The sequence below is a fragment of the Cupriavidus sp. GW823-FHT06D04 genome (assembly GCF_058795055.1).
Genome location: NZ_JBXAHL010000001.1, coordinates 258296 through 283949, shown reverse-complemented (window position 1 = coordinate 283949; position 25654 = coordinate 258296). Strand labels below are relative to the sequence as shown.

Annotated in this window: 23 protein-coding genes, 1 pseudogene and 1 riboswitch; of the genes and pseudogenes, 3 read left to right on the top strand and 21 right to left on the bottom strand. The window is 66.5% G+C overall.

The features are described from left to right. Nucleotide 1: 1 nt before the first annotated feature. Entirely contained in the window at nucleotides 2-1216 is a 1215-nt protein-coding gene (locus AC1Q7H_RS01345; protein WP_211980075.1) for a polyhydroxyalkanoate depolymerase, read from the bottom strand. 252 nt (nucleotides 1217-1468) lie between these two features. On the opposite strand from AC1Q7H_RS01345, the gene AC1Q7H_RS01340 reads away from it, so the two are divergent. Next, complete coding sequence (locus AC1Q7H_RS01340; protein WP_013957651.1) at nucleotides 1469-2122, top strand: glutathione S-transferase family protein; 654 nt, start codon at nucleotides 1469-1471, stop codon at nucleotides 2120-2122. Nucleotides 2123-2155: 33 nt separating this feature from the next. Here AC1Q7H_RS01340 and AC1Q7H_RS01335 read toward each other — a convergent pair whose 3' ends face one another. Together AC1Q7H_RS01335 and ubiD are read right to left on the bottom strand one after the other, a co-directional pair. After that, nucleotides 2156-4180: an acetoacetate--CoA ligase gene (locus AC1Q7H_RS01335; RefSeq protein ID WP_492380847.1), complete on the bottom strand. Its 2025-nt coding sequence runs from the start codon at nucleotides 4178-4180 to the stop codon at nucleotides 2156-2158. 108 nt (nucleotides 4181-4288) lie between these two features. After that, the gene (gene ubiD, locus AC1Q7H_RS01330; RefSeq protein ID WP_492380846.1) at nucleotides 4289-5818 is read right to left on the bottom strand and encodes a 4-hydroxy-3-polyprenylbenzoate decarboxylase; all 1530 of its coding nucleotides are present in this window, start codon (nucleotides 5816-5818) and stop codon (nucleotides 4289-4291) included. A gap of 647 nt (nucleotides 5819-6465) precedes the next feature. Here ubiD and AC1Q7H_RS01325 point away from each other — a divergent pair. Further along, nucleotides 6466-7524, top strand: coding sequence for a lytic transglycosylase domain-containing protein (locus tag AC1Q7H_RS01325; protein WP_013957648.1), 1059 nt, complete (start codon nucleotides 6466-6468; stop codon nucleotides 7522-7524). Nucleotides 7525-7598: 74 nt separating this feature from the next. On the opposite strand, the gene AC1Q7H_RS01320 is transcribed toward AC1Q7H_RS01325, so the two are convergent. The 7 genes from AC1Q7H_RS01320 to AC1Q7H_RS01290 all read right to left on the bottom strand — a co-directional run bounded on the left by AC1Q7H_RS01320 (nucleotide 7599) and on the right by AC1Q7H_RS01290 (nucleotide 12561). Beyond that, nucleotides 7599-8780 carry a pyridoxal phosphate-dependent aminotransferase gene (locus tag AC1Q7H_RS01320; RefSeq protein WP_153953710.1) on the bottom strand — a complete coding sequence of 394 codons (1182 nt, stop codon included), beginning with the start codon at nucleotides 8778-8780 and terminating at the stop codon, nucleotides 7599-7601. A gap of 146 nt (nucleotides 8781-8926) precedes the next feature. Further along, nucleotides 8927-9445 (bottom strand): transcription antitermination factor NusB, encoded by a 519-nt coding sequence (gene nusB / locus AC1Q7H_RS01315; protein ID WP_013957646.1) that lies wholly within the window; start codon nucleotides 9443-9445, stop codon nucleotides 8927-8929. Further along, nucleotides 9438-9938: a 6,7-dimethyl-8-ribityllumazine synthase gene (ribH, locus tag AC1Q7H_RS01310; protein ID WP_013957645.1), complete on the bottom strand. Its 501-nt coding sequence runs from the start codon at nucleotides 9936-9938 to the stop codon at nucleotides 9438-9440. The genes nusB and ribH overlap by 8 nt, the downstream gene beginning before the upstream one ends. A gap of 72 nt (nucleotides 9939-10010) precedes the next feature. Next, a complete protein-coding gene (ribBA, locus tag AC1Q7H_RS01305) occupies nucleotides 10011-11120 on the bottom strand; it encodes a bifunctional 3,4-dihydroxy-2-butanone-4-phosphate synthase/GTP cyclohydrolase II (RefSeq protein WP_013957644.1) in 1110 nt (369 codons plus the stop codon). Between the two features lie 295 nt (nucleotides 11121-11415). Next, entirely contained in the window at nucleotides 11416-11661 is a 246-nt protein-coding gene (locus AC1Q7H_RS01300; protein WP_492380845.1) for a hypothetical protein, read from the bottom strand. Beyond that, nucleotides 11658-12245: a hypothetical protein gene (locus AC1Q7H_RS01295; protein WP_153953708.1), complete on the bottom strand. Its 588-nt coding sequence runs from the start codon at nucleotides 12243-12245 to the stop codon at nucleotides 11658-11660. Before AC1Q7H_RS01295 ends, AC1Q7H_RS01300 begins: the two co-directional genes overlap by 4 nt. Before the next feature lie 19 nt (nucleotides 12246-12264). Beyond that, complete coding sequence (locus AC1Q7H_RS01290) at nucleotides 12265-12561, bottom strand: hypothetical protein (protein ID WP_035821104.1); 297 nt, start codon at nucleotides 12559-12561, stop codon at nucleotides 12265-12267. 460 nt (nucleotides 12562-13021) lie between these two features. Here AC1Q7H_RS01290 and AC1Q7H_RS01285 point away from each other — a divergent pair, with 460 nt between their 5' ends. Continuing rightward, the gene (locus AC1Q7H_RS01285) at nucleotides 13022-13264 is read left to right on the top strand and encodes a hypothetical protein (RefSeq protein ID WP_153953707.1); all 243 of its coding nucleotides are present in this window, start codon (nucleotides 13022-13024) and stop codon (nucleotides 13262-13264) included. Nucleotides 13265-13273: 9 nt separating this feature from the next. Here the strand turns inward: AC1Q7H_RS01285 and AC1Q7H_RS01280 are convergent, their stop codons facing one another. The 11 genes and pseudogenes from AC1Q7H_RS01280 to glyA all read right to left on the bottom strand — a co-directional run bounded on the left by AC1Q7H_RS01280 (nucleotide 13274) and on the right by glyA (nucleotide 25361). Beyond that, complete coding sequence (locus tag AC1Q7H_RS01280; RefSeq protein WP_035821100.1) at nucleotides 13274-13894, bottom strand: riboflavin synthase; 621 nt, start codon at nucleotides 13892-13894, stop codon at nucleotides 13274-13276. Nucleotides 13895-13954: 60 nt separating this feature from the next. Next, nucleotides 13955-15070, bottom strand: coding sequence for a bifunctional diaminohydroxyphosphoribosylaminopyrimidine deaminase/5-amino-6-(5-phosphoribosylamino)uracil reductase RibD (gene ribD, locus AC1Q7H_RS01275; protein ID WP_492380844.1), 1116 nt, complete (start codon nucleotides 15068-15070; stop codon nucleotides 13955-13957). Between the two features lie 52 nt (nucleotides 15071-15122). After that, nucleotides 15123-15669: pseudogene (locus tag AC1Q7H_RS01270) on the bottom strand (GspH/FimT family pseudopilin). Nucleotides 15670-16225: 556 nt separating this feature from the next. Continuing rightward, nucleotides 16226-16759 carry a GspH/FimT family pseudopilin gene (locus AC1Q7H_RS01265; protein ID WP_492379633.1) on the bottom strand — a complete coding sequence of 178 codons (534 nt, stop codon included), beginning with the start codon at nucleotides 16757-16759 and terminating at the stop codon, nucleotides 16226-16228. Continuing rightward, entirely contained in the window at nucleotides 16759-17214 is a 456-nt protein-coding gene (locus tag AC1Q7H_RS01260) for a type IV pilin protein (protein WP_153953703.1), read from the bottom strand. Before AC1Q7H_RS01260 ends, AC1Q7H_RS01265 begins: the two co-directional genes overlap by 1 nt. Further along, nucleotides 17211-21053, bottom strand: coding sequence for a pilus assembly protein (locus AC1Q7H_RS01255; RefSeq protein WP_492380843.1), 3843 nt, complete (start codon nucleotides 21051-21053; stop codon nucleotides 17211-17213). The genes AC1Q7H_RS01260 and AC1Q7H_RS01255 overlap by 4 nt, the downstream gene beginning before the upstream one ends. A gap of 35 nt (nucleotides 21054-21088) precedes the next feature. After that, a complete protein-coding gene (locus AC1Q7H_RS01250; protein ID WP_153953701.1) occupies nucleotides 21089-21697 on the bottom strand; it encodes a pilus assembly PilX family protein in 609 nt (202 codons plus the stop codon). Continuing rightward, nucleotides 21694-22728, bottom strand: coding sequence for a PilW family protein (locus AC1Q7H_RS01245; RefSeq protein WP_492380842.1), 1035 nt, complete (start codon nucleotides 22726-22728; stop codon nucleotides 21694-21696). Before AC1Q7H_RS01245 ends, AC1Q7H_RS01250 begins: the two co-directional genes overlap by 4 nt. Before the next feature lies 1 nt (nucleotide 22729). Then, nucleotides 22730-23359, bottom strand: coding sequence for a type IV pilus modification protein PilV (gene pilV, locus AC1Q7H_RS01240; protein ID WP_013957631.1), 630 nt, complete (start codon nucleotides 23357-23359; stop codon nucleotides 22730-22732). A gap of 131 nt (nucleotides 23360-23490) precedes the next feature. After that, nucleotides 23491-23958 (bottom strand): transcriptional regulator NrdR, encoded by a 468-nt coding sequence (gene nrdR / locus AC1Q7H_RS01235; RefSeq protein ID WP_010813743.1) that lies wholly within the window; start codon nucleotides 23956-23958, stop codon nucleotides 23491-23493. Between the two features lie 155 nt (nucleotides 23959-24113). After that, the gene (gene glyA / locus AC1Q7H_RS01230; RefSeq protein ID WP_013957630.1) at nucleotides 24114-25361 is read right to left on the bottom strand and encodes a serine hydroxymethyltransferase; all 1248 of its coding nucleotides are present in this window, start codon (nucleotides 25359-25361) and stop codon (nucleotides 24114-24116) included. A 127-nt stretch (nucleotides 25362-25488) separates the two neighbouring features. After that, nucleotides 25489-25634: riboswitch (ZMP/ZTP riboswitch) on the bottom strand. Between the last annotated feature and the right edge of the window lie 20 nt (nucleotides 25635-25654).

Below are 25654 nucleotides of genomic sequence, written 5' to 3'. Positions count from 1 at the left end.
CCTAGCTGCTGGTGTAGATGGTGTTGCGCACCAGCGGGTACACCTGCGTCTCCCATCGCCTGCCGTTGAACACGCCATAGTGCCCGACTCCGGTCTGCACATGATGCATGCGCATGTAGGGGCTCAGGCTGGCGCACAGGTCTTGCGCCGCCACGGTCTGGCCGATGGCGCAGATGTCGTCGCGCTCGCCCTCCACGGTCAGCAGGGCGGTGCGGTGGATGGCGCGCGTGCACACACGGCGACCGCTCACGTCAAGCAGGCCCTGGGCCAGCAGGAAGCGCTGGAATACCAGGCTGACGGTTTCCAGGTAGAACTCCGCGGTCAGGTCCATGGTGGCGAAGTACTCGATGTAGAAGTCGCGGATGGCGTCGGCCTTGTCGTGCTCGCCGCGCTCGCGCAGGGCGTAAAGCTCGCGCAGCGCCTGTTCGTGCCGCTCCGGGTTCATGCTCATGAAGGCCAGCAGCTGCACGTGGCCCGGGTAGACGCGCCGCATCGCGCCGGCAAAGCGCAGGGGCACCATGCCAATCAAGGTGCGCTCAAACCATTCGAGGGATTGGCTCATGGCCAGCACGTTGACCTTGGTCGGATTGACGCGCGCGTCGATGGGGCCGGCCATCAGCGTCAGGCTGGGCGGCTGGGCAGGGTCTTCGTCCTCGGCCATGAGTGCGGCCGCCGCCAGCGCTGCCACGGTTGGCTGGCAAATCGCCACCAGATGCGTGCCGCCGCCCAGCGTCTGCAGGAAGCCGATCAGGTGCTGCACGAATTCATCGAAGCCGAAGCGCCCGGCCAGCAGCGGAATGTCGCGGGGGTTGTGCCAGTCAGTGAGATAGACGTCGTGGTCGGCCAGCATGGTCTGGACCGTGCCGCGCAGCAGCGTGGCGAAGTGGCCGGACATCGGCGCCACCAGCAGCACGCGCGGCTGGCCGACGATGCCGTGGCGGCGGAAGTGCAGCAGCGAGCAGAACGGCGTGCGCGCGACGACTTCCTCGGTGACCGGCACCGGCTGTCCGCCGACGGTGGCGTGGTCGATGCCGAAGGCCGGCCGGTGGTGTGTGAGCCGCACCAGCGCGATGAGCTCGCAGGCGGCGCGCAGGCGGGGCACCGCATCGAAACCGCCGGACCTGGGATTCGCCGCCAGCGTCGCGGCAGCCAACTCCGCCAGCGTGCAGGCCGGCAGTATCATGTCCGCGTAGATCTGGTAGGCGTGGTACAGCATGGCTCGGCTCCCCGCTATTCTGGTACTTGCCAGCCGCAATATGTATGCCATCAGTTTAGACCTGGCACGCGCCTTGCGCTTTGTGCGGTGAGCGGGGCGGACGATGCCGCGCAAGTAGCGAGGCATGCGCCTGGCGCATGGGCGTGGCGCCGCTTCGCGGCGCATTGCGCGCAGCGGCTTCAGACTGGTGCCTGCCGGATGCACTGCATAGGTGCGCGGCCATGAGCGGCAACAAGCAGTAAAGGAGGCGCGATGTCCAAGACCACACTCACCATCAGCAGCAAGACCTATTCCTCATGGTCGCTGCGCGGCTGGCTGCTGGCGCGCTTTGCCGGCCTGGAATTCGAAGAAGTGGTGGTGCCGCCGGACGATGCCGCGGCGCGTGCGGAAATCCTGCTGCTGTCCCCGTCGATCCTGGTGCCGTGCCTGCGCCACCACGGCGTCACGGTGTGGGACACGCTGGCTATCGCCGAATACCTGAACGAAATCCACCCCAAGGCCGGCCTGCTGCCGGAAGACCGCGCCGCGCGTGCCCACTGCCGCGCCATCTGCGGCGAGATGCATTCCGGGTTTGCCGCGATGCGTTCGGCGCTGCCGATGAACCTGAAGGGGCATTTCCCCGGGATGAAGGTGTGGTCGCGTGCGCAGGCGGACATCGACCGCATCACGGCGATCTGGACCGAATGCCTGACGCGCTATGGCGGGCCTTACCTGTTCGGCACGCGCACCATGGCCGACGCCATGTACGCGCCGGTGGTGACGCGCTTTGTCACCTATGGCGTGATGCTCGATCCCGTGCCGGTTGCCTACTGCAAGCAGATCCTGTCGATGCCGGAACTTCAGGAGTGGATCGCGGCGGCGCGCGAGGAACCCGACGAAATCAGCGAACTGGATGTGGAGTTCTGATGTCCTCGCTGGCAACCGCCGCGGCCGCCGGCGTTACGCCGTGGCGGGGTCGGCCTGCCGTGCCTTCAGGAAGCGCTCGGCATAGTCGAAGTACCAGTCGAGCGTGTCCGGGTTGGCCATGGCATCGCGGTTGGCGATGCCCTGAGGCGCATGGCCGAGCAGCAGCTTCTTGATCGGCACCTCCATCTTCTTGCCCGACAGCGTGCGCGGCACGCCGGGTGCCTGCACGATCTCGTTGGGCACGTGGCGCGAGGACAGCGCTTCGCGGATGCGCAGGCGCAGGGTGTCGCGCAGCGCATCATCCAGCACCAGGCCTTCGCGCAGCACCACAAACAGCGGCATATAGGATTCGCGGCCCAGGTATTCCAGGTCGACCACCATGCTGTCGAGCACTTCCGGCAGGTCTTCCACCACGCGGTACAGCTCGCTGGTGCCCATGCGGATGCCGTGGCGGTTGATGGTGGCGTCCGAGCGCCCGTAGATCACCGCGCCGCCGCGCTTTGTGATCTTGATCCAGTCGCCATGCCGCCAGACGCCGGGATAGGTGTCGAAATAGCTGTCGCGATAGCGCTTGCCGTCGGCGTCGCCCCACAGGTAGAGCGGCATCGACGGCATCGGCTCGGTGCAGACCAGTTCGCCCACCGCGTCGAGCAGCGGCTGGCCGTTGTCGTCGAAGGCCTCCACTTTGGCGCCCAGGCAGCGGCATTGCATCTCGCCGGAATAGACCGGCAGCAGCGGGCAGCCGGCGACGAAGGAGCCGGCAAAGTCGGTGCCGCCCGACATCGGCACCAGCCAGATGTCTTCGCGCACATGGCGGTAGATCCAGTCGTAGGCCTCCACCGGCAGCGGCGAACCGGTCGAGCCGAGCCCGCGCAGGCGCGACACGTCGGCGATGCGTGCCGGTTCGATGCCGGCCTTCATGCAGTTGATGAAGAAGGCCGCGCCGGCGCCGAACAGCGTCACACCGGCGTCGTCGACAAAGCGCCACAGCACGCCCGCGTCGGGCCAGGCCGGGTTGCCGTCATACAGCGCGATGGTGGTGCCCAGCAGCAGCCCGGCCACCTGCGCGTTCCACATGATCCAGCCGCTGCTGCTGTACCAGTGGAAGACATCGTCCGGGCCCAGGTTGTTATGGAAGGCCATCAGCTTGAGCTGCTCGATGACGATGCCGCCATGGCCATGCACGATCGGCTTGGGCATGCCGGTGGTGCCGGACGAATAGACGATCCACAGCGGATGGTCGAACGGCACCGGCTCGATCGCCAGCGGCACGTCGTGCGCCAGCACCTCCTGCCAGGCATGCGCGCGCACGCCGGCAGGCGGCGCTGCAGGGCTGCCGATCTGCGGCACCAGCACCAGGTCGGTCAGCGAGGGCAGGGCGGCGATCAGGTCGGCAAGCACCGGGGTGCGGTCGTAGACCTTGCCGCCATAGCGGTAGCCGTCGACGGCGATCAGCACCTTGGGCCCGATCTGGCGGAAGCGGTCGATTACCGCCACCTGGCCCATGTCCGGCGCGCAGCCCGACCAGACCGCACCCAGGCTGGCCGTGGCCAGGAAGGCGACGATGGTGGCGGGGATATTGGGCAGGTAGCCGGCAACGCGGTCGCCGCGCTGCACGCCCATCTGGCGCAGCGCATGCGCCAGCGACGCCACCTGCGCTTGCAGCGTGTCCCAGCTGAGATCGGCCAGCGGCTGGGCCTCGCCGGCATGGCGGATCGCGGCGCGCTGGCGGGCGCTGCCCGTACCGGCGTGGCGGAATACCTGCTGCACGTAGTTCAGAGTGGCACCCTCGAACCAGCGCGCGCCCGGCATGGTGCGGCGGTCCAGCACCTGCGTGGCGGGCGTGTCGAAGCGTACGTCGAAATAGGCGCGCACGGCGTCCCAGAAGGCTTCCAGCTCGGTGACCGACCACTGCCAGAGGCTGTCGTAGTCGTCAAAGGCCAGGCCGCGCTCGGCCCGCAGCCAGTGCATGAAGCGCGCGACCTGGCTGCTGTCGCGGAACGCCGCGGAGGGCGTCCACATCAGGTTCCCTTCGGTCAGAGGGGCGGGGGTGCTCATGTCTCCTCCTCGGGCCCGTCTGTCGCGGGCATCGGATGGTGGCGATGGGTATGCCAGGTGCCTGTGGCGGCAGCTGGCATCAGCCTGCCATGATAACGGCCCTTAGGTTCAGTTGCCGGCCGGACGCTCGAACAGGCTTTCCCACATGGTGTCGACCTTCGCCTTGACCGCGGCATCCATGGAGATCGGCGTGCCCCATTCCCGCGTGGTCTCGCCCGCCCACTTGTCGGTCGCGTCGATGCCCATTTTGGAGCCCAGGCCCGACACCGGCGAGGCGAAGTCCAGATAATCGATCGGGGTGTTGTCGACCAGCACCGTGTCGCGGCTGGGATCGACCCGGGTGGTGATGGCCCAGATCACTTCCTTCCAGTCGCGCACGTCGACATCGTCATCGACCACCACGATGAACTTCGTATACATGAACTGCCGCAGGAAGCTCCACACGCCGAACATCACGCGCTTGGCATGGCCGGCGTACTGCTTCTTCATGCGCACCAGCGCCATGCGGTAGCTGCAGCCCTCGGGCGGCAGGTAGAAGTCGGTGATCTCCGGGAACTGCTTCTGCAGCAGCGGCACGAACACTTCGTTCAGCGCCACGCCCAGCACCGCCGGCTCGTCGGGCGGCTTGCCGGTGTAGGTGGAGTGGTAGATCGGGTCGCGCCGCATGGTGATGCGGTCGATGGTGAACACCGGGAACCAGTCCTGCTCGTTGTAATAGCCGGTGTGGTCGCCGAACGGGCCTTCCAGCGCATGCTGGTAGCCGGAGGGGTGGTTCGGGTCGGGCTGGATATGGCCTTCCAGCACGATCTCGGCCGAGGCCGGCACGCTCAGCTCGGACAGCGTCGGCGTGAGGCAGCCGGCCAGCGCCGTGCGGCTGCCGCGCAGCAGGCCGGCGAACTGGTACTCGGACAGCGTATCGGGCACCGGCGTCACCGCGCCCAGGATGGTGGCGGGGTCGGCGCCCAGCGCTACCGCGATCGGGAACGGCTTGCCGGGGTTGGCCAGCGCATGCTCGCGGAAATCGAGCGCGCCGCCGCGGTGTGCCAGCCAGCGCATGATGACCTGGTTGCGGCCGATCACCTGCTGGCGGTAGATGCCCAGGTTCTGGCGCTTCTTGTGCGGGCCCTTGGTCACCACCAGGCCCCAGGTGATCAGCGGCGCAGCGTCGCCGGGCCAGCAGGTCTGGATCGGCAGGCGCGCCAGGTCGACGTCGTTGCCCTCCCACACCACCTCCTGGCAGGCCGGGCTGCTGACGCGCTTTGGTGCCATATCCCACACAGATTTGGCCAGCGTGAACAGCTTGCCGGCCTCGCGCAAACCGCGCGGCGGCTCCGGTTCCTTCAGTGCTGACAAGACCCGGCCGATGTCGCGCAGGTCTTCCATCGATTCGGCGCCCATGCCAAGTGCGACTCTGTGTGTCGTGCCGAACAGATTGGCCAGTACGGGGACGCTATAGATACCGCCATCGGTGCTGGCTCCGGAAGGTTTCTCAAAAAGGACCGCGGGGCCTCCAGCGCGCAGCAGCCGGTCGCAGACTTCGGTCATTTCCAGGTTGGGCGCGACCGGCCGGGCGATGCGCCGTAGCTCGCCCATGCCTTCGAGTTGGCCGATGAAATCGCGCAAGTCTTTGTATTGCATAGTGAATTCTGTTGTGGTGCGGGGCGGGGGAAAGCGTCCGCAAGGCGGCGTCCAAGTCGGTGACGATACACATTCACCGGCGCCGCGGCAAAAAAATCATCAAAACCAAGCCGCGCAAATTGTAAGTTTTTTGTCGCTGACAGCGTACTTTTCCGAGCGACCAGCCAAGGCCAGGCCTGCGTTTGCGGGCAATCGGGTGCTCCGATGCCGACATGGCAACCATTGTTACAAATAACTATAAGTAGTAGAAATCGAAGTTATTATTCTTGACGGGATATAACACCGTTCCTACAATCCGGTCTTGCTCCATGGAGTGTTGCGTCGCAACATGGAATTTCCCCCTGTGTCAAGGGGTGCACATCAAGTAAATGTGCCAGAAAGTCCCTCCAGCAAAGACCGATGGTCAGGCCCGAATGCAAGCGGGCCGGCCGGTCGCCTCCGGCGACTTGCCGGAGCGTAGTGAGTTTAGTCGTGGCAGGATGCGCTCCCCCAGAGCGTAGCCTGTTTCCAGTTGGGCGCACGGGGAGCGCCTGCCAACAGATGCTTGGTCGTCACTGCTAGACGGCGCGGCATCCTTACTTGAGTACGTTGAGATCGGGCGCGTGCCGCAGTCGGGCGCGCGAAGCGGGCAACGGATGGAGGTAAGCATGAGCGGTTGGAAAACCCTTCATCTTCCCGGCATCGGGCGGGCCTTGCAGGTCCGTCTCCGACAGCCGGTACCCGGAGTGAGTCGGGCATTGCAGGTCCGTCTCGCGCATCCGGTCGCGGGCCGCGCGTTGCGCGGTGGCCGCACAACGCTGAAGTACGCCCTGAACAGCCTGGGCGTGGTCGCGGTCGTTTCGGCCGTGTCGCTGTCGCTGAGCCAGGAATGGCGCACCACGCTGGCCGCGCTGCTGGCGGGTGACGAAGCACCCGCAGTGCTGGTTGGCGCCGCCATGTCGGCCGCGCCTGCCGTGGCCAGCACTGCCGTGCCGCCGCATTCGGCGGACGTCGCTGCGGCCAAGCTTGCCTTTGGCAAGGGTGGCCTGCCGACCGTGTCGGGCGTGGACGAATGGAGCCTGGCGGCTGCCGCCAAGGTGCCGTCGGTCGCGCACCTGGCCGCGCAGATCCCGGTGACGCGCGTGGCGATGGATGCCCGCAGCACCAGCACGCTGGGCACCGCCCGCGAACAGGCGGCCGTGGCCGACTACATCGCCCGCAAGTACCGCGTGGCGGCCCAGGCCACCGCGCAACTGGTGAAGGCGGCCTACCTGACCGGCCGCGAGGTCGGTATCGACCCGCTGCTGATCCTGGGCGTGATCGCGATCGAGTCCAGCTTCAACCCGTACGCTGAAAGCGGCGTGGGTGCGCAGGGCCTGATGCAGGTCATGACCAAGGTCCACCAGGACAAGTACGAGGCCGTCGGCGGTGTCGCCGCGGCGCTCAATCCGTACGCCAATATCAAGATCGGCGCGCTGGTGCTCAAGGACTGCATCGCCCGCGCTGGCTCGATCGAAGGCGGCCTGAAGTACTACGTCGGTGCCACCACGGCCACCGATGGCGGCTACGGCGCCAAGGTGCTGGCCGAGCGCGCCCGCCTGCGCCAGCTGCTGGGCGTGCGCAACGCGCCCGCCAACGCCGAAAAGCCGGTCGAGGTCAAGGCCCCTGCCGAGCACCTGGCTCCGAGCGAGAAGCTGGAAGCGAACAACGGTCCGCACAACGCCTGAGCGCGGATCGCCAATCAGAAAAGCACCCCGCGGGGTGCTTTTCTTTTGCCTGCTTCAGCCGCGGCAGAGGCCGGTCAGCGGAACAGCTTGCCGAGGCGCGCCATCGCCTCCTCGATGTTCTCGCGCGAGGTCGCGTACGAGATCCGGATGTAGTCCTTCGCCGTATGCGGGCCGAAATCCTGCCCCGGCACCATGACCACGCCCGCATCGTGCAGCATCGCCTGCGTCAGCCGGTCGGCATCGCCGGCGGCGGGGTGGTTGACGCCGCGGCAGTCGGCATAGACATAGAAGGCGCCGTCCGGGCGCACCGGCACGCGCAGGCCAAGTGTCTCCAGCGCTGGCACGATCAGGTCGCGGCGGCGGCGGAACTCGGCCTTGCGTTCGTCGTAGATCGCCAGGGCCTCGGGGGTGAAGCAGGCCAGCGCGGCGTACTGCGCCACGGCCGACGCGCAGATAAACAGGTTCTGCGCGACCTTCTCGAAGGCGTCCACCAGCGCCTCCGGCACCACCAGCCAGCCCAGGCGCCAGCCCGTCATGTTGAAGTACTTGGAGAAGCTGTTCACCGTGACCACGTTCTCGTCCAGGCTCAGTGCCGAGACCGGCGGGGCGTCATAGGACAGCCCCTGGTAGATCTCGTCGAGGATGGCAAAGCCGTTGCGCGCGCGCACGGCCTGCAGGATGCGGGCGAGCTCGTCGGGCAGGATCGAGGTGCCGGTCGGGTTGGAGGGCGATGCCAGCAGCACGCCGCGCGTTTGCTCGCCCCAGTTGGCCTCGACCTGCGCGGCGGTCAGTTGGAAGCGCTCGGCCGGGCCGCTCGGGATCATGCGCGCGGCGCCGTCGAAGGCGGCGACGAAGTGCCGGTTGCACGGGTAGCTGGGGTCGGGCATCAGCACCTCGGCACCGATCTCGACCAGCACCGCGCACGCCAGCAGCAGCGCGCCCGAGGCGCCGGCCGTGACGATCACGCGCCGGGCCGGGATATCCAGCCCGTAGGCCGTCTTGTAATAGCCGGCGATGGCCTCGCGCAGCGGCTGGATGCCGAGCGCACCGGTGTACTGCGTGACGCCGCGGCGCATGGCGGCTTCGGCCGCGCGCACCACCGGCTCGGCGGCGGTGAAGTCCGGCTCGCCGATGCCCATGTGCACAATGTGGCGGCCGGCGCGCTCCAGCGCGGCGGCCTGCTTGGCCAGCTCCATCACGTGGAAGGCGTCGATATTGGCGAGGCGGGAGGCGGTGGCCAGGTGCTGCATGTCCATGGTGGTCCGGGACGGGCCTGGGGCCCGTTCAGCAAGAGGGTGGGTAGGAATGAAAACACCCGCCGGGGCGGGTGTTGTCTGCATCATTGCCGGCGCAAGCCAGCCGTGATGGCGTGGGCCGGCCCGCGGGCGGCTCGGTTGGCAACTCAGCGGCGCGCCGCGACCTCGGCCGCGCGCACCTGGGCGGCAAGCTTGTCCAGCACGCCATTCACGTACTTGTAGCCCTCGACGCCACCAAAGGTCTTGGTCAGCTCGACGGCTTCATTGATCACGACCTTGTACGGGATGTCGAGGCAGTGCACCAGCTCATAGCTGCCGACCAGCAGGGCGGCACGCTCCACCGGCGACAGCTCGTTCACGGTGCGGTCCAGGAAGGGCTCGAACGCGGCGGTCAGGCGGGCTTCTTCGCGCACCGCGCCATTGAGCAGCGCGTCGAAGTGCTCGCGGTCGGCCTTGTTGAAGCCTTGCGCATCATGCAGGTGGGCCTGGATTGCGCCGATGTCGTTGCGGTTCAGCAGCCACTGGTACAGGCCCTGCAGCGCCAGCTCGCGCGAGCGGCGGCGCGCGCTCTTGGGCGGCGCCTTGGCCTCGGTGCGGGCCGCGGCGGGCTTGCCGCCGGCTGCCTTGCCGCCGTCGTTGTCGGGGGTGTTCGACGTATCACTCATCGTCGTCCTCGTCTTCATCTTCCTGGCCACGCAGCGAATCGAGCGCGACGACCAGGTTGGCCATCTCCACCGCGGCGCGGGCGCAGTCGCGGCCTTTCTCGCGGGTGCGGGCGTGGGCCTGCTCGTCGGTATCCACGGTCAGGATGCCATTGGCGATCGGCACATTGAAGTCCAGGCCGACGCGGGTGATGCCGGCGCCCGACTCGTTCGAGACCAGCTCGAAGTGGTAGGTCTCGCCGCGCACCACGGCGCCCAGTGCGACCAGGGCGTCGAACTGGCCGCTCTCGCACATCTTCTGCAGCGCCAGCGGGATTTCCAGCGCGCCGGGGACGGTCACCACCAGGGTGTCTTCGCCCTCGACGCCGAGCTTTTCCAGCTCGGCCACGCAGGCTTCGAGCAGCTCGGCGCAGACCGGCTCGTTGAAGCGGGCCTGCACGATGCCGATACGCAGGCCTTCACCGTCGAGGTTGCTGGGGTAGAAGCCGTGATCCATTGTTCAGTTCTCCAGTTTTCGGGGCGGCAACGGCGCTGGTGCGCGCTGCCGGGGTGTTCGGGTGGCGCAGGCTCAGTCGGCCTGGCCGTTCATGGGTTGGTAGCCGGTGACTTCGAGGTCGAAGCCGGTCATGCTGGGCATGCGCTGCGGCGACGCCAGCACGCGCATCCTGCCCACCCCGACGTCCTTCAGGATCTGCGCGCCCATGCCGTAGGTGCGCAGGTCCGGCTTGCGGCGCGGGCGCGACTGCGGCGCGTCCAGCGCGCTGAACTGCGTGAACAGCTGGTCGGCCGAGTCGCCGCAGTTCAGCAGCACCACCACGCCATTATCGGCGCCGGCGATGGCTTCCAGCGCGGCGGGGATGCTCCACGAGTGCGTGGTGCGCTTCACTTCCAGCAGGTCCAGCACCGAGAAGGGCTCGTGCACGCGCACCAGCGTTTCCTGGTCCGGCGCGGGCGAACCCTTGACCAGCGCCAGGTGCGCCTGGCCGGTGGGCTTGTCGCGGTAGGCGATGCTGCGGAAGGTGCCGTAGGGGGTCTGCATGTCGCGCTCGCCCACACGCTCGATAATGCTCTCAGTGCGGCTGCGGTAGTGGATCAGGTCGGCAATGGTGCCGATCTTCAGGTCATGTTCCTGCGCGAACTCGATCAGGTCCGGCAGGCGCGCCATGGTGCCGTCGTCCTTCATGATCTCGCAGATCACGGCCGCTGGCGTCAGGCCTGCCAGCGCGCCCAGGTCGCAGCCGGCCTCGGTATGGCCGGCGCGGATCAGCACACCGCCGGGCTGGGCCGTCAGCGGGAAGATATGGCCGGGCTGGACCAGGTCGGCCGACTTGGCGTCGCGGGCGACGGCGGCCTGCACGGTGCGGGCGCGGTCGGCGGCGGAAATGCCAGTGGTCACGCCTTCGGCGGCCTCGATCGACACGGTGAAGTTGGTGCCGTGCTGGGTGCCGTTGCGGCTGACCATCGGGTGCAGGTCCAGCTGGCGGCAGCGCTCGGCGGTCAGGGTCAGGCAGATCAGCCCGCGGCCGTGCTTGGCCATGAAATTGATCGCTTCCGGTGTGACGAAATCGGCAGCCAGCACCAGGTCGCCTTCATTCTCGCGGTCTTCCTCATCGACGAGGATGACCATGCGGCCGGCGCGGATGTCGGCAATGATGTCTTCGGTACGGGCGATTTTCATGGCGTGCTGAACGGCAAATTGGGGCGAATCGAGCGAAAAACCGGCGAATAGCTGGGGCAGGAACCATGGCCGCGGTTGAAAGCGGCCGGACTGAGGCGGGGCGTCGGGCCGGGCCGGCCAGGCCATATACGCCCGGCAGGTCGCCCAGTCAAGCCGGGTATTGTACGCCAAGGCAGGCAATGCGGGAGGCGACGGCACCGGAAAGTACGGCGCCTGCCTGAAGCGGGTGAGGAGTGCGGTGCTGCATGAGCCGCCCCGTTGCCGGCAGGGCGCCGGCGCCAAGCTCGGCCGGGGCCTATGCGGCGACGGCCAGCGGTGTGGCCTCGTGGCCTGCGGTGCGCAGCCGCGAGGTCCTGGCGATGCGCGCCCTGGCCGCGCGGGTCGCGTCAGCCAGCGCGAGCTCGCGCGTGAGGAAGCCGGCGTTGGGCTTGGTGAACCTGGCATGCGCGTCCAGCGCATAGGCCCATTCCCACTTGCCGAAGGTGACCTCGGCCAGTGTCACGACGACGTGGCAATGCTGATAGAAAAAACTTTCGCTCATGCTTGTTTCCTTTGTGGGACAGCACGCTGGCCATGGCCTGAAAGCCATGCGGGCCAGTGGCGGTCCGTCAGCCAGCCGCGCAGGTGCAGCCGGCTATGCTGTGTGTCGATGGCGGCGGCGCCGGCATCCTGGGCGATCTCGCAGAGCCGCCCCTTTGCGTGCGGGTCGCACGCGCAGATCATCATCAGCTGGCCTGCCGTCATTTGCCGCTTCTGCCGCCTCAGGCCGGCGCGCATGACCCCGGCACCGATCACGCTGCCCAGCCACCGGCCGATCACGGCGCCAAGCGCCATGCCGCCGAGGTAGGCCATGAAGCCCGCGGCCGCGTTGGCCGGCGTGCCGTAGCGGAACACGATCCAGGCCACCAGCAGTGCGCCGGCGACCAGGCCGGCCGCCGCGACTTCATTGCGATAGGTGATCTGCGCCGCGTGGGGCGAGGGCAGGCCTTCGGCCGGCTGGTCGTCGCGCAGGAAGAACCAAGGGCCGTCGATGCGTGCGAGAGTCGCGGCCAGCTCGCCAAGCTGCGCGTGCGCGCGCCTTGCCGCGGCAATGTCGTTCAGCCGGAAATACAGTAGGGTGAGCATGGTGATGCCTCGCTTGATGTCAGGTCCATTTGCCGCTGGACCACGGAAAGCCTGCGAAACGCCGGGCGCCGGGGCGCCGGAATGTCTTCGCCAGGGGTGAGGACGGTGGCTGCAGCCGCGGCCATCCGTCGCCCACGGCCTGGTCCCAGTCGATCAGCAGCGTGGCGGCACGGTGCAGGTGGGTCGCGGCCAGGCGCACAAAGCCCAGGCGCGCGCGCATCGGCGCAGTGGGGTGCCGGTCACGCAGCAGGCGCGTGGCCGGAAGTCGCTGATACAGGATTCTGGCGGTGGGATCGGGCACGGTGGTTTCCTTCATGGGTGCCGGGCAGCAATCCGGCCGGCAATCGAAAGCAACGGCAGGAGCGCCAGCTCGCGGACGAGCGCGCGGCGCGGCGGGCAGGGGGCATGAAGGTCCAGGTGGTCCCCGTGAGTGACTTCAGCAGTCACCGGTGCTAGACGTTGTCGAGGGGGGAGGCCCGGGAACGAGTGGCGAGCGCCTGTGGGCATACATGGACTGCAAGCGCTGCCTAATAGGCCTCTGGCGTTGCAGGAACCAGATGACTTACAACAAAGCTGCCGGGCCCCGTGCGGCGCACCTTCCACGGGGGCCGGCGGCGCAAGCAAATTGCCACAGAAGGGGGTTGTCAGCGTATGCTCGGGACAAAAGGGCACGCCCCGCCCTGAATGCCGCCGCGCTGGCAGGCGGCGGTTCGGACCTCAAATCAGGGCGCCAGCCCGATCGCGCCCGCGGACTTTGCACAACAAAGGAGACAAAGATGTCGAGGCAGATCAAGAACAAGGCCGAACTGCGTGCCCTGGTACGCGCCGAGCAGTCGAAGTTTGCCGCTTGCGAGGGCGCCTGCTTTGGCGATGTGGTCTGGCACGCGCCGGACGCCGGCGGCTGCAACTGGAGCCTGTCCACGATGGAAGGCGGCAACAGCAGCGCCTGCGTGGAAGCGCTGCGTCCCTTCACCGACAAGCTGCGCGAGACCTATAACGTGCCCGACGAGGACAGGTAGCCCGCGGTATTACGCGGGGGCCTGCGCGGTCGAAAGCATCCGCTCCACATAGCGGGCGATCAGGTCGATCTCCAGGTTGACGCGCGCGCCCGGCTTGAGTTCCTGCAGCGTGGTGACTTCCACGGTGTGCGGGATCAGGTTGATGGAGAACACGCAGCCGTCGGCTTCGTCATTGACGCGGTTGACGGTCAGCGACACGCCGTTGACCACGACCGAGCCCTTGTATGCCAGGTAGCGTGCCAGCTCGCGCGGGGCGCGGATGCGCAGTTCATGCGATTCGCCCACCGGCGCGAAGTGCACGACTTCGCCCAGGCCGTCGACGTGCCCGGACACCAGGTGGCCGCCCAGGCGGTCGGCCAGGCGCAAGGCCTTTTCCAGGTTGACACGGCCGGTGCTCTCCAGCCCCACGGTCTTGTCCAGCGACTCGCGCGAGACTTCGACGTCGAAACTGTCGGGCGCCATGGCGATCACGGTCATGCAGGCGCCCTGGATGGCGATGCTGTCGCCGATGATGACGTCCGACAGGTCCAGCCCGCCCGCGGCGATGCGCAAGCGCACGCCGGCATCGGCGGCGCCCAGCGGGGTAATGGATTCAATGCGGCCGACTGCCGCGACAATGCCTGTAAACATGGTGGTGTCTTCTGCTTAGGGTATTTGGAATCTGGATACGCGGTGCCGGTGTGTGTCGCACTACGCGTCGTTGCGCCGGGCGATCAGCCGCAGGTCGTCGCCGATCTGCCGGACCTCATGCCAGCGGAACTGCGCGGCGTCCTGCAGCCGCGCCAGCGGCGGCAGGTTGAACATGCCCTGGGCATCGCCCAGGAGCTTGGGCGCGAGGTAGATCAGCAGCTCGTCGGCGCAGTGCTCGCGCACCAGCGAACCGTTGAGCTTGAAGCCGGCCTCCACGTGCAGCTCGTTGATGCCGCGCCGGCCGAGTTCTTCCAACATGCGGCGCAACTCGACCTTGCCGTGCGGGTTGGGCAGGACCACGACTTCGGCGCCACGGCTTTCCAGTGCGCGCTGGCGCTGCCGGTCCTCCACCGCGCAGAACACCAGCACCGGCTTGGCGAACTCGCTAGTGTCCGGCGTTAGGATCCGCGCGTCCAGCGGGACCTCCAGCCGCGAATCGACCAGCACCCGCTGCGGCTGGCGCAGCGTGGCGATGGCCCGCACCGTCAGCGCGGGGTTGTCGTCGCGCACGGTGCCGATGCCGGTCAGGATCGCGCACGCACGTGCGCGCCAGGCATGGCCGTCGTCGCGCGCGGCCTGGCCGGTGATCCACTGGCTGGTGCCGTCATGCAGCGCGGTGCCGCCGTCCATCGATGCCGCCACCTTGACGCGCACCCACGGCAGCCCGCGCGTCATGCGTGAGACAAAGCCGATATTCAGGTCGCGCGCTTCCTTTTCCAGCAGGCCGCAGCGCACGTCGACGCCGGCCTCGCGCAACCGCTGCAGGCCGCGCCCGGACACCGAAGGGTTGGGGTCTTCCATGGCCGCCACCACGCGCGCCACGCCCGCGCGCACCAGCGCATCGGCGCACGGCGGCGTGCGCCCGAAATGGCTGCACGGCTCCAGCGTGACATAGGCGGTGGCGCCGGCCGGGTCCAGCCCGCGCGCCAGCGCGTCCTTCATCGCCTGGATCTCGGCATGATCCTGCCCGGCCGGCTGGGTGAACCCCTGGCCGATGACCTGGCCATCCTTGACGAGCACGCAGCCGACGCGCGGGTTGGGCGTGGTGTTGAACATGCCCCGCGCGGCGAGCGCAAGGGCCTGTTGCATGGCGGCGTGGTCGGTATCGGAAAACATTCGGCGGTTGCGTTTGCCTTGGCGCAGCGATCTGGAATACAGGGCTGCCGGGTTATGGTGGTCCGGAGGACTCCGTCGCATCGCAGTCAGCGTCGCGGCCGGGTGTGCAGAGTCGGATACGTCCCTGCGCGCCCAGCCTGACTTGCCGCTGCTCGCCACGGCAGCCGAGCGTGAAAGTGGCGGCCTGGAAACCGCCCTGCTCAGATCGAGAGTATCCCACAGGCAGGAATTTCAGCACATTCGTGCCGCGGGCGGTCTGGCGCCGTCACCCACAGGCAGGGCATGCCCGGTTCGACCACGGACAGCACCGCGCGTCGCTCCGGGTCGCCGTCTGCCGTGACCAGTTGCCAGCCGGGGCCCAGCGTCGCCTCGCCCGGCAGCGGCTGCAGCGTCACCTCGAGGCGGCGCGCCAGTGCGGTGGCCCGCGCCAGCGCCAGCGAGGCCGCCAGCCGGTCGGCCGCAGGTGTGACCTGTTGCCGGGCGAGCAGGCCGCTGAACACCGGATAGGATGCCGCCGCCAGCAGTGCCAGGATGGCCAGGCCGGCGAGCAGCTCGGGCAGGGTCAGGCCATGGCGGAGGCGGAGTGCGTGGCGGGCCATCGCGCCTTCAGCAATGGACGGAAGCGGCCGCGGCACGGCTTCACCTTCGGGCAGCGCCAGCCACTGTCCGGTGCTGCGCAGGATCAGCACGCCGCACTCCGGGTCGGGCCGCTGCGGGACGGCATGTAATTCAACACAAGTATCCAGGGCGGCCTGCGGGCATGCCGCGGCTGTCACGATATGACGCACGATGCCGGCGGCGGGTACGGGAAGTGGCCATTCCCCGGCGGCCACTTCGGCACCGGGCTCGGCGGCAAAAAACGTCATGGCGCCGACGGCGTGGCGCTCCAGTTGCAGCATTCCCTCGGTCAGCGCGGTACGCGCCTGCGCCGGCCATCCCCGCATCAGGTGGCCGTGCCACGCGGGAATCGCGATGGCAGCGCCTGCGACGGCGGCGCCGGCGCCGGGTGTTGGGGTCGGCGCCTTATGGGCGGTCACCGAGACTGGCAGGGACCGTCAGACTAGCTGTCGCGAGCAGGCGAATACGTGCCTAAGCGTGAAGGATTTGCAGAATGTTGTTTCGGTCTTCCTGGGAACAGCTACCAAGCAGCCTCGCTTACTGACACACCGAGGTTTGTGTCGTCACGGGCGCGCATACGCGGACCCTGCCCAACTGGCTGATATCGATGAGTTTCTGGTTGCCGGTGCCCAGTCCCATCAGCACCTGGGCAGACTGCATCGCATCCGCCAGCGTGCGTGTATAGCCTACGGGCGAATAGGAGAGGACCGCCGACTGCGGCGTGCTGGAGAACGCTACAGTCAATCCCTGGGCGGAGGGGACATGCTGAACCAGCGCGGTTTGGCCAGTGCAGTCCGCGTTTCGATTGGGGTTCAGGCAGACAGTCCAGCCGTTGTGCCAGTCATTGCTGACGGGCGCCACGGTGACCCAGCTATTGCGCGATAGCGCACTGGCCCGTGCCAGGGAAAGCGACGAAGCCAGCGCGTCCGCTTCAGTGGCAAGCGTGTTGCGCTGAATGAACGAAGTGTAGGCGGGTGCCGCCATGCCGGCGAGGATGGCCAGCACGACCAGTGTGACCAGCAGTTCGATCAGCGTGAACCCGGTCTGAGGTTGGGGGGATTGATCGCGCATCACCAGCATCCCTGGGGCAGGTTCGCGAAGGCGGTGACATTGTTGATCAGCACGCCACGCTCGCCGGTGCTGCGTAGCAGCAGCGTGCCGCACCGGTTGTCGGCGATGACGGGCGTGGCGCTGACCTGCACGCATTCGTTGAATGCCAGGCCCGTGCACGCGCCGGATGCGATCGTGTAGTTGCCGCTTTCCGAGGTTTGCGGGAAGCCGCGCCAGGCGCGCGTGCTGTCGGCGGGGTCGACGTAGGAGTTGGCCTGTGCGTAACGACGCTCCAGTGCCTGCATGGCCGTCATCAGTGCGGCCTTGGCTTCGGTGCGGCGCCCGCGGGCAACATGTTCAGCGTAGTTGGGATACGCAATGCCGGCGAGGATGCCAAGGATGGCGATGGCAATCAGCATCTCCATCAGCGTGAAGCCGCTGGCGTGGTGACGCCAGTGACGGTGGCAGCGTTTCATTTTGCGGCTCCGAAATTGCGAATCTCGCGCCAGCCAAGGCGCCCGGTGGTGGGATGCCCCCCGTCGGTGGCCGTCTTGCCGGACACAAGCGGCCTGCTGGACAACGACGCGCCTGCGCTGCGGCCGCCACCCGATGCGCCGAACGAAAACACGTCGATGAACTTCAGCGTAGTGATCTGGCCGACAGCATTGCGTTGCGGATCCACCGTGGTCCTGGTCTGGATCAGCACCGGCGCACCCAGGATGCCGAAGGTGGAGGGATCGCCGGTCGATGTCCCCGTGGCGGGCATGCCGGTCAGCGCATTGATCTGGTAGCGGCCGCTGTTGCTGGAGGCACCGCAAAGGTCATCACCGGTCATCAGCGAATTGAACCAGATCTTTCCGTAAGCCGGCACGAGCGCGGTGACCTGGCGTTCTCCGTTGCCCGGGAAATCAAAGTACCACCCCGCCTTCTGTCCCGTCTTTGAGCCGAGGCTATAGCTGCGTGACGAATATTCGTAAGCGCCCTTGCTGTTGCGGGTCAAGGTGACCGGGTTCAGCATGCTGCGGTCTGCAATCGACTGGGAGCCTCCGGCATCGTAGATGCCGTACATGGCGTTCCGGGTCAGCGTGCCGGTGGTGATGGTGTCGGCAGGCTCCAGGTACTTCCCGGTGCCGAACACCACCATATAGCCTCCGGGCGCGTAGACCCATTTGGGCTGGACCGTGATCGGCTGCGGTTTTCCGCTGGTATCGCGGGCCTGGAACAGCGGCCGGCCGTAGTTGCCGCCGCCGTAGTAGGGTAGTGCCCCGGCAGCGTTCCAGGTGGATGGGCCGCCATTCAGGATGAACTTCCAGAGGCGGCCCTGGAGGTCGCCGGCGTAGGCGGCGACGGTCTGCCCGTCGGTCAGCCGCACCAGCGCCGGCGAGCTCAGCCCGTTGGCAATGCTGGCGGTGGCGTCCGCTGCCATCGAGATCTTCCAGTAATTGACGCCCAGTTGCCACGGCGTCCCGGCCGGCTTGTCCAGTGCCACGATGAACAGCACCGAAGGCGCAGCCGGATTGCTCGTGCCATCCGCATCGTTGGCATTCAGGCCGTTGCCCGTCATGGCAAACCACTTGTACACAGGCTTGTTGTCGGAGTCCTTGCCGGCAAACAGCTTGACGATCTGGGGCGGCGACATGACGTTGCCCATGTCGGCATCATCCTTATCCGTGAACTCCCACAATACATTGCCGGTTCCGACGCTGGCAGGATCGCTGACATTCAGCGCAAAGAGGCCTTGCGCGCCGCCACCCATGCCAGAGACCAGCACGGTCTGCCAGGCGTTGCCCACCCTGGCTTCCGCCACGGCAGGCGTGGCGTCCACGTACGGCCGATGGATATAGCTCGGCGAGGTCAGCTGGGCCAGGTTGGCGAACACTGCGTTTGGCACGTAGGCAAACAGTTCAGAGCCATTGGCCGCATGGAAGGCGTGGAGCATGCCATCGTTGGCGCCGATAAATACGGCGGCAGTACGCCGGCTGTGGGCCTTGTAGAACGTGGTGTAGTCGCTTTCCGCGATGGTCCCGGACGGGGCCGCCATATAGACGGGGCCCGAATTGACGATGTCGCCCAGCAGTGAGTCGCGCAAGCGCATGGTCCCCGTGCTGCCGGTGGCTTGTTCCTGGCTGCGCTCGCCACGCAGGTAGCTGAGCCGGCTCTGGGCTACGGTGTCAGTCTCTGTCGGCACGATCTTCAGTGCGGCCTTCTGCGCGGCGTTGAGAGATTTCCATTCGAAGGTGGCGCCCGCACCCGCGCCGGTTCCTGCATTGTCGGCCGTGCCCGACGGGACCCAGGTCAGCAGATTGCGGGCAGCGGTGCGCGCAGTCAGCACCTTGCCGGCCTCCCAGGTTTCGGTGTTGGAGATCTGAACGCCGGTGTTGGGATCATTGGTCACCGCCAGTGCCGACAGGCGCCCGTTCCAGCGCTGGTCGAATCCGGGGGTGAACAGGAGGGTGTCGCTCGCGACCTGGGAAGAGGTCAGTGCCACGCCAGACAATGTGCCGGCCGCATTGACGATTTGCGCGAAGACCTTCTTGATGGAAGCAATCATGGCGGCCGGCTGCCCGGCCAAGAACCAGTTGGCGGGGACATTCGATCCGCCCGACGATTCCCATTCGGCATTGCTGGTGACGGTGGTGCCGCTGGCCCCCTTGGTGCGGAACGGATTGCCATCACCGTTCTGGTCGTCAAAGCCGCCGTACTTTGCCGCCAGGTACATCTGGCTGCGGCGCTGTTCATCGCCCACGCTGCCGTTCCCGTTCTCATTGACGTCGATGCTGAACGTGGTGACGCGCAATTCCGGCATATCCGGGCGGAAGCCATAGGTATGGGCCCAATACGCGACGCCGGCCATATAGTAGGTGCCGTGGCCGCTGGAGCCGGTGTCGGCGCCAGCCAGGTTGGCGAGCGAGGCGTCGGGGCGGCTGTTGCCGGATGTTCCCGAACTCTCAAGATCGGCCACCGCCTGCGTCCAGGTCATGACATCGAAGCTGTACTTGCTGAATTTCGACATCGCGTCTGCCGGCCTTGCCGGGTCGTTGGCAGAGACCGGCTTGCCACCGGAGAGGTAGGTCGTCCTGCCGTTGCCAGGGATGTATCGGTCCCAGTGCGTGTTGATATCGGCAATGGCAAGGACGTAGTTCTTCTGGCAACTGGCAAGGATGGGGTCTGTCCATTGCGTGTAGACCGGAAATCCATCCTTGTACGCGCTGGCGTTGTCGATGGCTTCGGGCGTTGGTTGTCGGCCTTGCAGGTAGCGGATGCTCTCGTAGTAGAGTTCGCCGACGGGATCCAATGACTTGTAGGCGCCGGAACGCCCGAACTGATTCAGGTAATTGATGACACCGCTGATGTTCTCTGACGCGCTCTCGGGGTTCTGGATGAATACGCCGTCGTCATCCCATTCCCGGCGCAGGTTGCTGGCTTGATTGAAATTGCTGTCGACAGTGTTTGGCCCCACATACTTCAGGGGCGCGCGCAAGACACCGCCATAACGGGTATTGGCACTGTCGTTCAGATAGCCAAACGCGCCAAAGCGGACCTTGTCGGCGTTGCGCTGCATTTCACCAGCCGGCTTGTACCCGGTGCGATACAGCTTGCAGAGATCGGTGCGGGACTTGGCTTCGCTTGCATCGCAGACTTGCACCCGTACCAGGTAGGTGCCCTGGTTCTTGTACTTGCCGGGGCTCGCGCAGCTGGCGCCGGATTCGGTGCTGTCCCCGAAGAACACCTTGTTGCCGCATGAAGTGATGTAAAGGGTCCGGCTGGTGAAAGGCGTGACCGAGGACGCCTTGTCGTAAGTCTTGCGGGGGAAGTAGGAGCTGCTGTTGAAAAAACTGTCCTGCAGCACGGCACGTTGCAGGATGGTCTGCGTGGCGGTGTCAACCACGCGGTCGCCCCCGGTCAGCGCGTATCGCAGCATATCGATGGCCGAGGCCGTGGCCCAGTTCATGAAGTTGCCGCTGAACTGGCCCGCGCATGTGTGATCGGCCGTGTTGGCATCGCCAGCAATGACAAAATAGCCGTTGCTGTCGCCCCCGCTGTAGTTGTAGCACTTGAGCGGATTGAAGTAGCCGATGTATTCGGTGGCCGGTGAATACGTGCCGGAGCGATAGGCTGCCCCAACCGTGGGGAATTCTACCGAGAGCGTCAGCAGCAGGTTGGGGTGGATATTCTGATTGCGGCCGTACAGCGGTGCCTGCGCGATCTTGACGGTCGCGAGGCTGCTCTGTTCTGTCGCGGCAAGCAACGCGCCGGCGGGCAGGCTGAGAAGCGCAGCCATGGCCGCGAACAGGAATTTCCGGATGCGGCTCATTTGCCGTGCTCCGCGACAGTCATGGGCGTTGCCATTCATTCCCCCTTTCGGTAGTACGACTGCAACATGACCCGGGTCGCCGGGTTTGCGCCAAAGCCGACGGCCGTGACGCGGAAGATGTATGCGCCCTCGCTCGCGCCTGGCGACATGTCGTTGATCGGCTCGATGATGTAGCGCGGCAGCGCGGCAGGCAGCAGCCCGCCGGTCGCGGTCGGGAACCTGCGGCCGGTGAAGGTGCCATAGGCGGTGGTGCGTGCGTTGGCGCCAGTCTGGCTGAAGTCAACGGTGAGCCAGTTCGGCGTACCGTCGAGCACCGGGTCGCACAGTCCCTGGAAGGGTGAGGCGCCTGTCACGCCCGTATTGCAGCCCGCCACGAACGGCAGGACATTCATCGTGGTGCCGGAGAAGATGGCCGACCGGCTGGTTGGCGCGGCGACACCCTGGATGTCGATTTCTGCATCCAGCAAGGCTGCCTCGGCCGCTTGCTGAGCCAGGTCCCGGTCGCGCTGGTTCGATGCCATGCGCTTGCTGCCAATGGCCAGCCGGGCGCCGGCGATGGCGATGACGCTGATGATCAGCAGCATCACCAGGGCGGTGATCAGCGCGATGCCACGCGGGTTGGGTTGCGCGGTGCGGGCGTTCATGTCGGCGAGCACGTGGTGCAGGTTGCCATGTTCCGGAGCTGTACTGTGACGGTGTACAGTCGTCGCATCCGCTGCAGTTGCGTGGCTGGTGTGAAGGACATGTCGTTGCCCGGCGAGCCCGGGAACAGGCGCCCAAACAGGCGGAAGGTTGGCGGATCCTGGGGCGATGCGCTGGCGGTATCGCCCATCAGCACCATGGCAATCTTGATGGCGACGACGTTCTGCCAGGTGGTGGGCAGGGCCAGCACCTCGGTGGCTGACAGGAAGCGGTCCGGGGTCTGGTCGAAATTCGTATCCACGCCGTAGAGCACCTGGAAGACTTCGACGCCTGAGATCAGCGAAACAGCCTGGTACGCCGTGCCGGCCGTGAGGATTTCCTTGTTGGCGGTGTCCCGTGGACGATAGCCACACATCAGCTGAGGCATGCCGCTGGCATCGTTGCTGACATAGAAGACCGCCATGCCGCGCGCGAGGTCTGCGTCTTCCCAGGCCTGCGGCTCGGCGACGCCGTTGCCGGAGCAGTCGATCATGCTGTTGTCCGGAACGGTGCGGTCCTGCTGCGTGCCCGAACCGAAGAAGCGGACCTGCAGCACATCGCTCTTGTTCACGGCGCCCGCCTGGGCAGGACACGCGAGGTTCTGCGCCGGATTGCCGAGGTCTTGCGTGGGGGCGCTGCAGTTGTCGAGGCCGCTGATGGTCGGCGACAGGCTCGTGGTCGTGAGCATGACGCCTCCAGGGCTGGGCGCGGGTGGCCCGCTGGCGCCGGGCGAGGCCGCGGCGCTGTTGCCCGCATAATTGCTCCAGGCGGCCTGGCGCACGATCCGCACCACGGTATCCACCGCAAAGCGGCCTTTCTCATCCAGCGCCGTGGTGTCGTCGATGCTGTTGTAGTTGGCTCGCCCGGTCAGGTAGAGCGCCGCGGCAGCCATGATCAGGAGCAGGCTCAGCGTCATCGCTACCATCAGCTCCACCAGCGACAGCCCCAGCTGACGATGCCGGCCGGGGTTGAGATACGTCCTGGCGTTCCGCATGTCAGTTCACCGTACCCTGCGTGGCCACGATGACCACCTGGGGGCGCGTGCCCATGTCGGACATGTCGACCCGTGCCGCGACGGTTTTGGCGGCAAGCCGCGAGATCCAGCCGATCTTGATGACAATCGGTGCGTCGTCCGGGCGGCCAGTGGCCGATGGCGTGCATCCCCATGAGAAGCCGGTGGTCTGGTCGTACGCAACCATGTCCCGGCAAATCACGGCGCGTCCGCCAGGCAGGCCTGTGCTGACACGCTCCCAGAACTCGGCGACATCGAAATCCGCCAGTTGCTGCGCGCACCCGGCCGCCGTGCCCGAGCAGGCGATCGCGTACGGGCTGTTTGCTGCCGTGAGCGCGGGTGGCTGCCCGGTGGCGGTGTCGATGAAGTAGCGGTTCGGGGTGATGGCTTCCGCCGCCGCGCCGGTTTGCGAGACGGCAGGATTGGCACGCATGCGCTCGGCCATCTCGGTGGCCAGCTGCATGGCAGTGGTGTCGTAGGAAGCTTGTTGCGTGAAGCGGGATGAATTCAGCAGCAGGCTGGCGACGCCGAGCACGCCAACCGCCAGAACGACAATTGCCACCAATGCTTCGAGCATGGCAAAGCCGGCTGCCCCGCGGCAGCGTTGACCCATTCTGACCCCCGTCAAAAGACGTCCGACTTCGTTAACTTCTTTTTTTGGTCTGCAATCCGGGCCCTTTTAATATGCGACAGCGGGCCTTGCGGAAATGCAACGGGGATTAAACAACGATTTTGTTACTTTTACTACCCCTTCCGGGGGGTGGACGCCGCAAATTCATCCAGCACGTCGCGGAATTCCGACACGTCCTCAAAGCTCCGGTACACCGAAGCAAAGCGGATATACGCAATCTTGTCGAGCTTGCGCAATTCGCGCATCACCAGCTCGCCGACCTGGCTGCTGGGGATTTCCTTTTCGCCCAGGGCCAGCAGTTTTTCTTCGATGCGGGTGATGGCTTCGTCGATGGCTTCGGCGGAGACCGGGCGCTTGCGCAGCGCCAGGCGCATGGAATCCTTCAGCTTGGCGCGGGTGTAGTCCACGCGCGAGCCGTTTTTCTTGACGATGGCGGGGAAGAACAGCTCGATCCGCTCATAGGTGGTGAAGCGGCGGTCGCAGGCTTCGCAGCGGCGGCGCCGGCGCACGGCATCGCCGTCTTCCGACATGCGCGTGTCGAGTACCTGGGTATTGGAATGACCGCAAAAGGGGCATTTCATGCCGGACCACCTTCAGTTGAACCCCGTCGCCTTGTCCGTGTTGTCGTTCTGCGGTGGCGGGGCGGGTTGGCGAGGCCCGCAAGCCGGTGCCCCGGGGCGCCGGCTTGCGGAGCTGCCGGCCGCTCATGCGAACCCGCATGGGCGGCCTCGATGCATCAGCCGTAGACCGGGAAACGCTTGGTCAGGGCTGCCGCCTGCTCGCGCACGCTGGCGATGTTGGCGGCGTCGTGCGGGTTGTCCAGCACATCGGCGATCAGGTTGCCGACGATGCGGGCTTCTTCTTCCTTGAAGCCGCGCGTGGTCATGGCCGGCGAGCCCAGGCGGATGCCCGAGGTCACGAACGGCTTTTCCGGATCGTTGGGGATGGCGTTCTTGTTGACGGTGATATGCGCCTCGCCCAGGATGCGCTCGGCTTCCTTGCCGGTGATGTTCTTGGCGCGCAGGTCGACCAGCATCACGTGGCTTTCGGTACGGCCCGAGACAATGCGCAGGCCGCGCGCGATCAGGGTCTCGGCCAGCACGGCGGCGTTCTTCACCACTTGCTGCTGGTAGGCCTTGAACTCAGGCGTCAGCGCTTCCTTGAACGCGACCGCCTTGCCGGCGATCACGTGCATCAGCGGGCCGCCCTGGATGCCGGGGAAGATCGCCGAGTTGATGGCCTTCTCGTGCTCGGCCTTCATCAGGATCACGCCGCCGCGCGGGCCGCGCAGGCTCTTGTGCGTGGTGGTGGTGACGAAGTCGGCGTGCGGCACCGGGTTCGGGTAGACGCCCGCGGCGATCAGGCCGGCGTAGTGGGCCATGTCGACCATGAAGTAGGCGCCGATCGACTTGGCCACCTTGCTGATGCGCTCGAAGTCGATGCGCAGCGCGAAGGCCGAGGCGCCGGCGATGATCAGCTTGGGCTTCTTCTCTTGCGCCAGCTTTTCCAGCGCATCGTAGTCGATGTCTTCCTGGGCGTTCAGGCCGTAGCTGACCACGTTGAACCACTTGCCGCTCATGTTCAGGGCCATGCCGTGGGTCAGGTGGCCGCCTTCGGCCAGGCTCATGCCCATGATGGTGTCGCCCGGCTTGAGCACGGCGAAGTACACACCCTGGTTGGCCTGCGAGCCCGAGTTGGGCTGCACGTTGGCGGCTTCGGCGCCGAACAGCTGCTTGACGCGGTCAATGGCCAGCTGCTCGACCACGTCGACGTACTCGCAACCGCCGTAGTAGCGCTTGCCGGGATAGCCCTCGGCGTACTTGTTGGTCAGCTGCGAACCCTGGGCGGCCATCACGGCCGGCGAGGTGTAGTTCTCGGAGGCGATCAGCTCGATGTGGTCTTCCTGGCGCTGGTTTTCCTGCTGGATGGCGGCAAAGACCTCGGGGTCGATCTGGTCGATCGTAAAACGGCTGCGTTCGAACATGGCGAAACTCGTCTGAAAAATAGGGAATCCGATTCACGCATCGGGGGTAGGGCGCGCGGGGAAGGCTAGCGGCGACCAGCACCGGCGGCACGTTGTAACCGTCGGTGCAGGGCGCACCCTGCTTCCCATTCGCTGCCCAGGCGAGCGGCAGGCGCAAGCAACTTCACGCCTAGGCGTGCTGAACGTTACGCGAACGCGCAATGAACGTCACGCCAGAGAACTTGCGCTTCCTCGTGGTAGTGCCCACTGACTTCGCCAGTCGCGCAAGATGGAATGGTTGCGCGCAGTGTAGC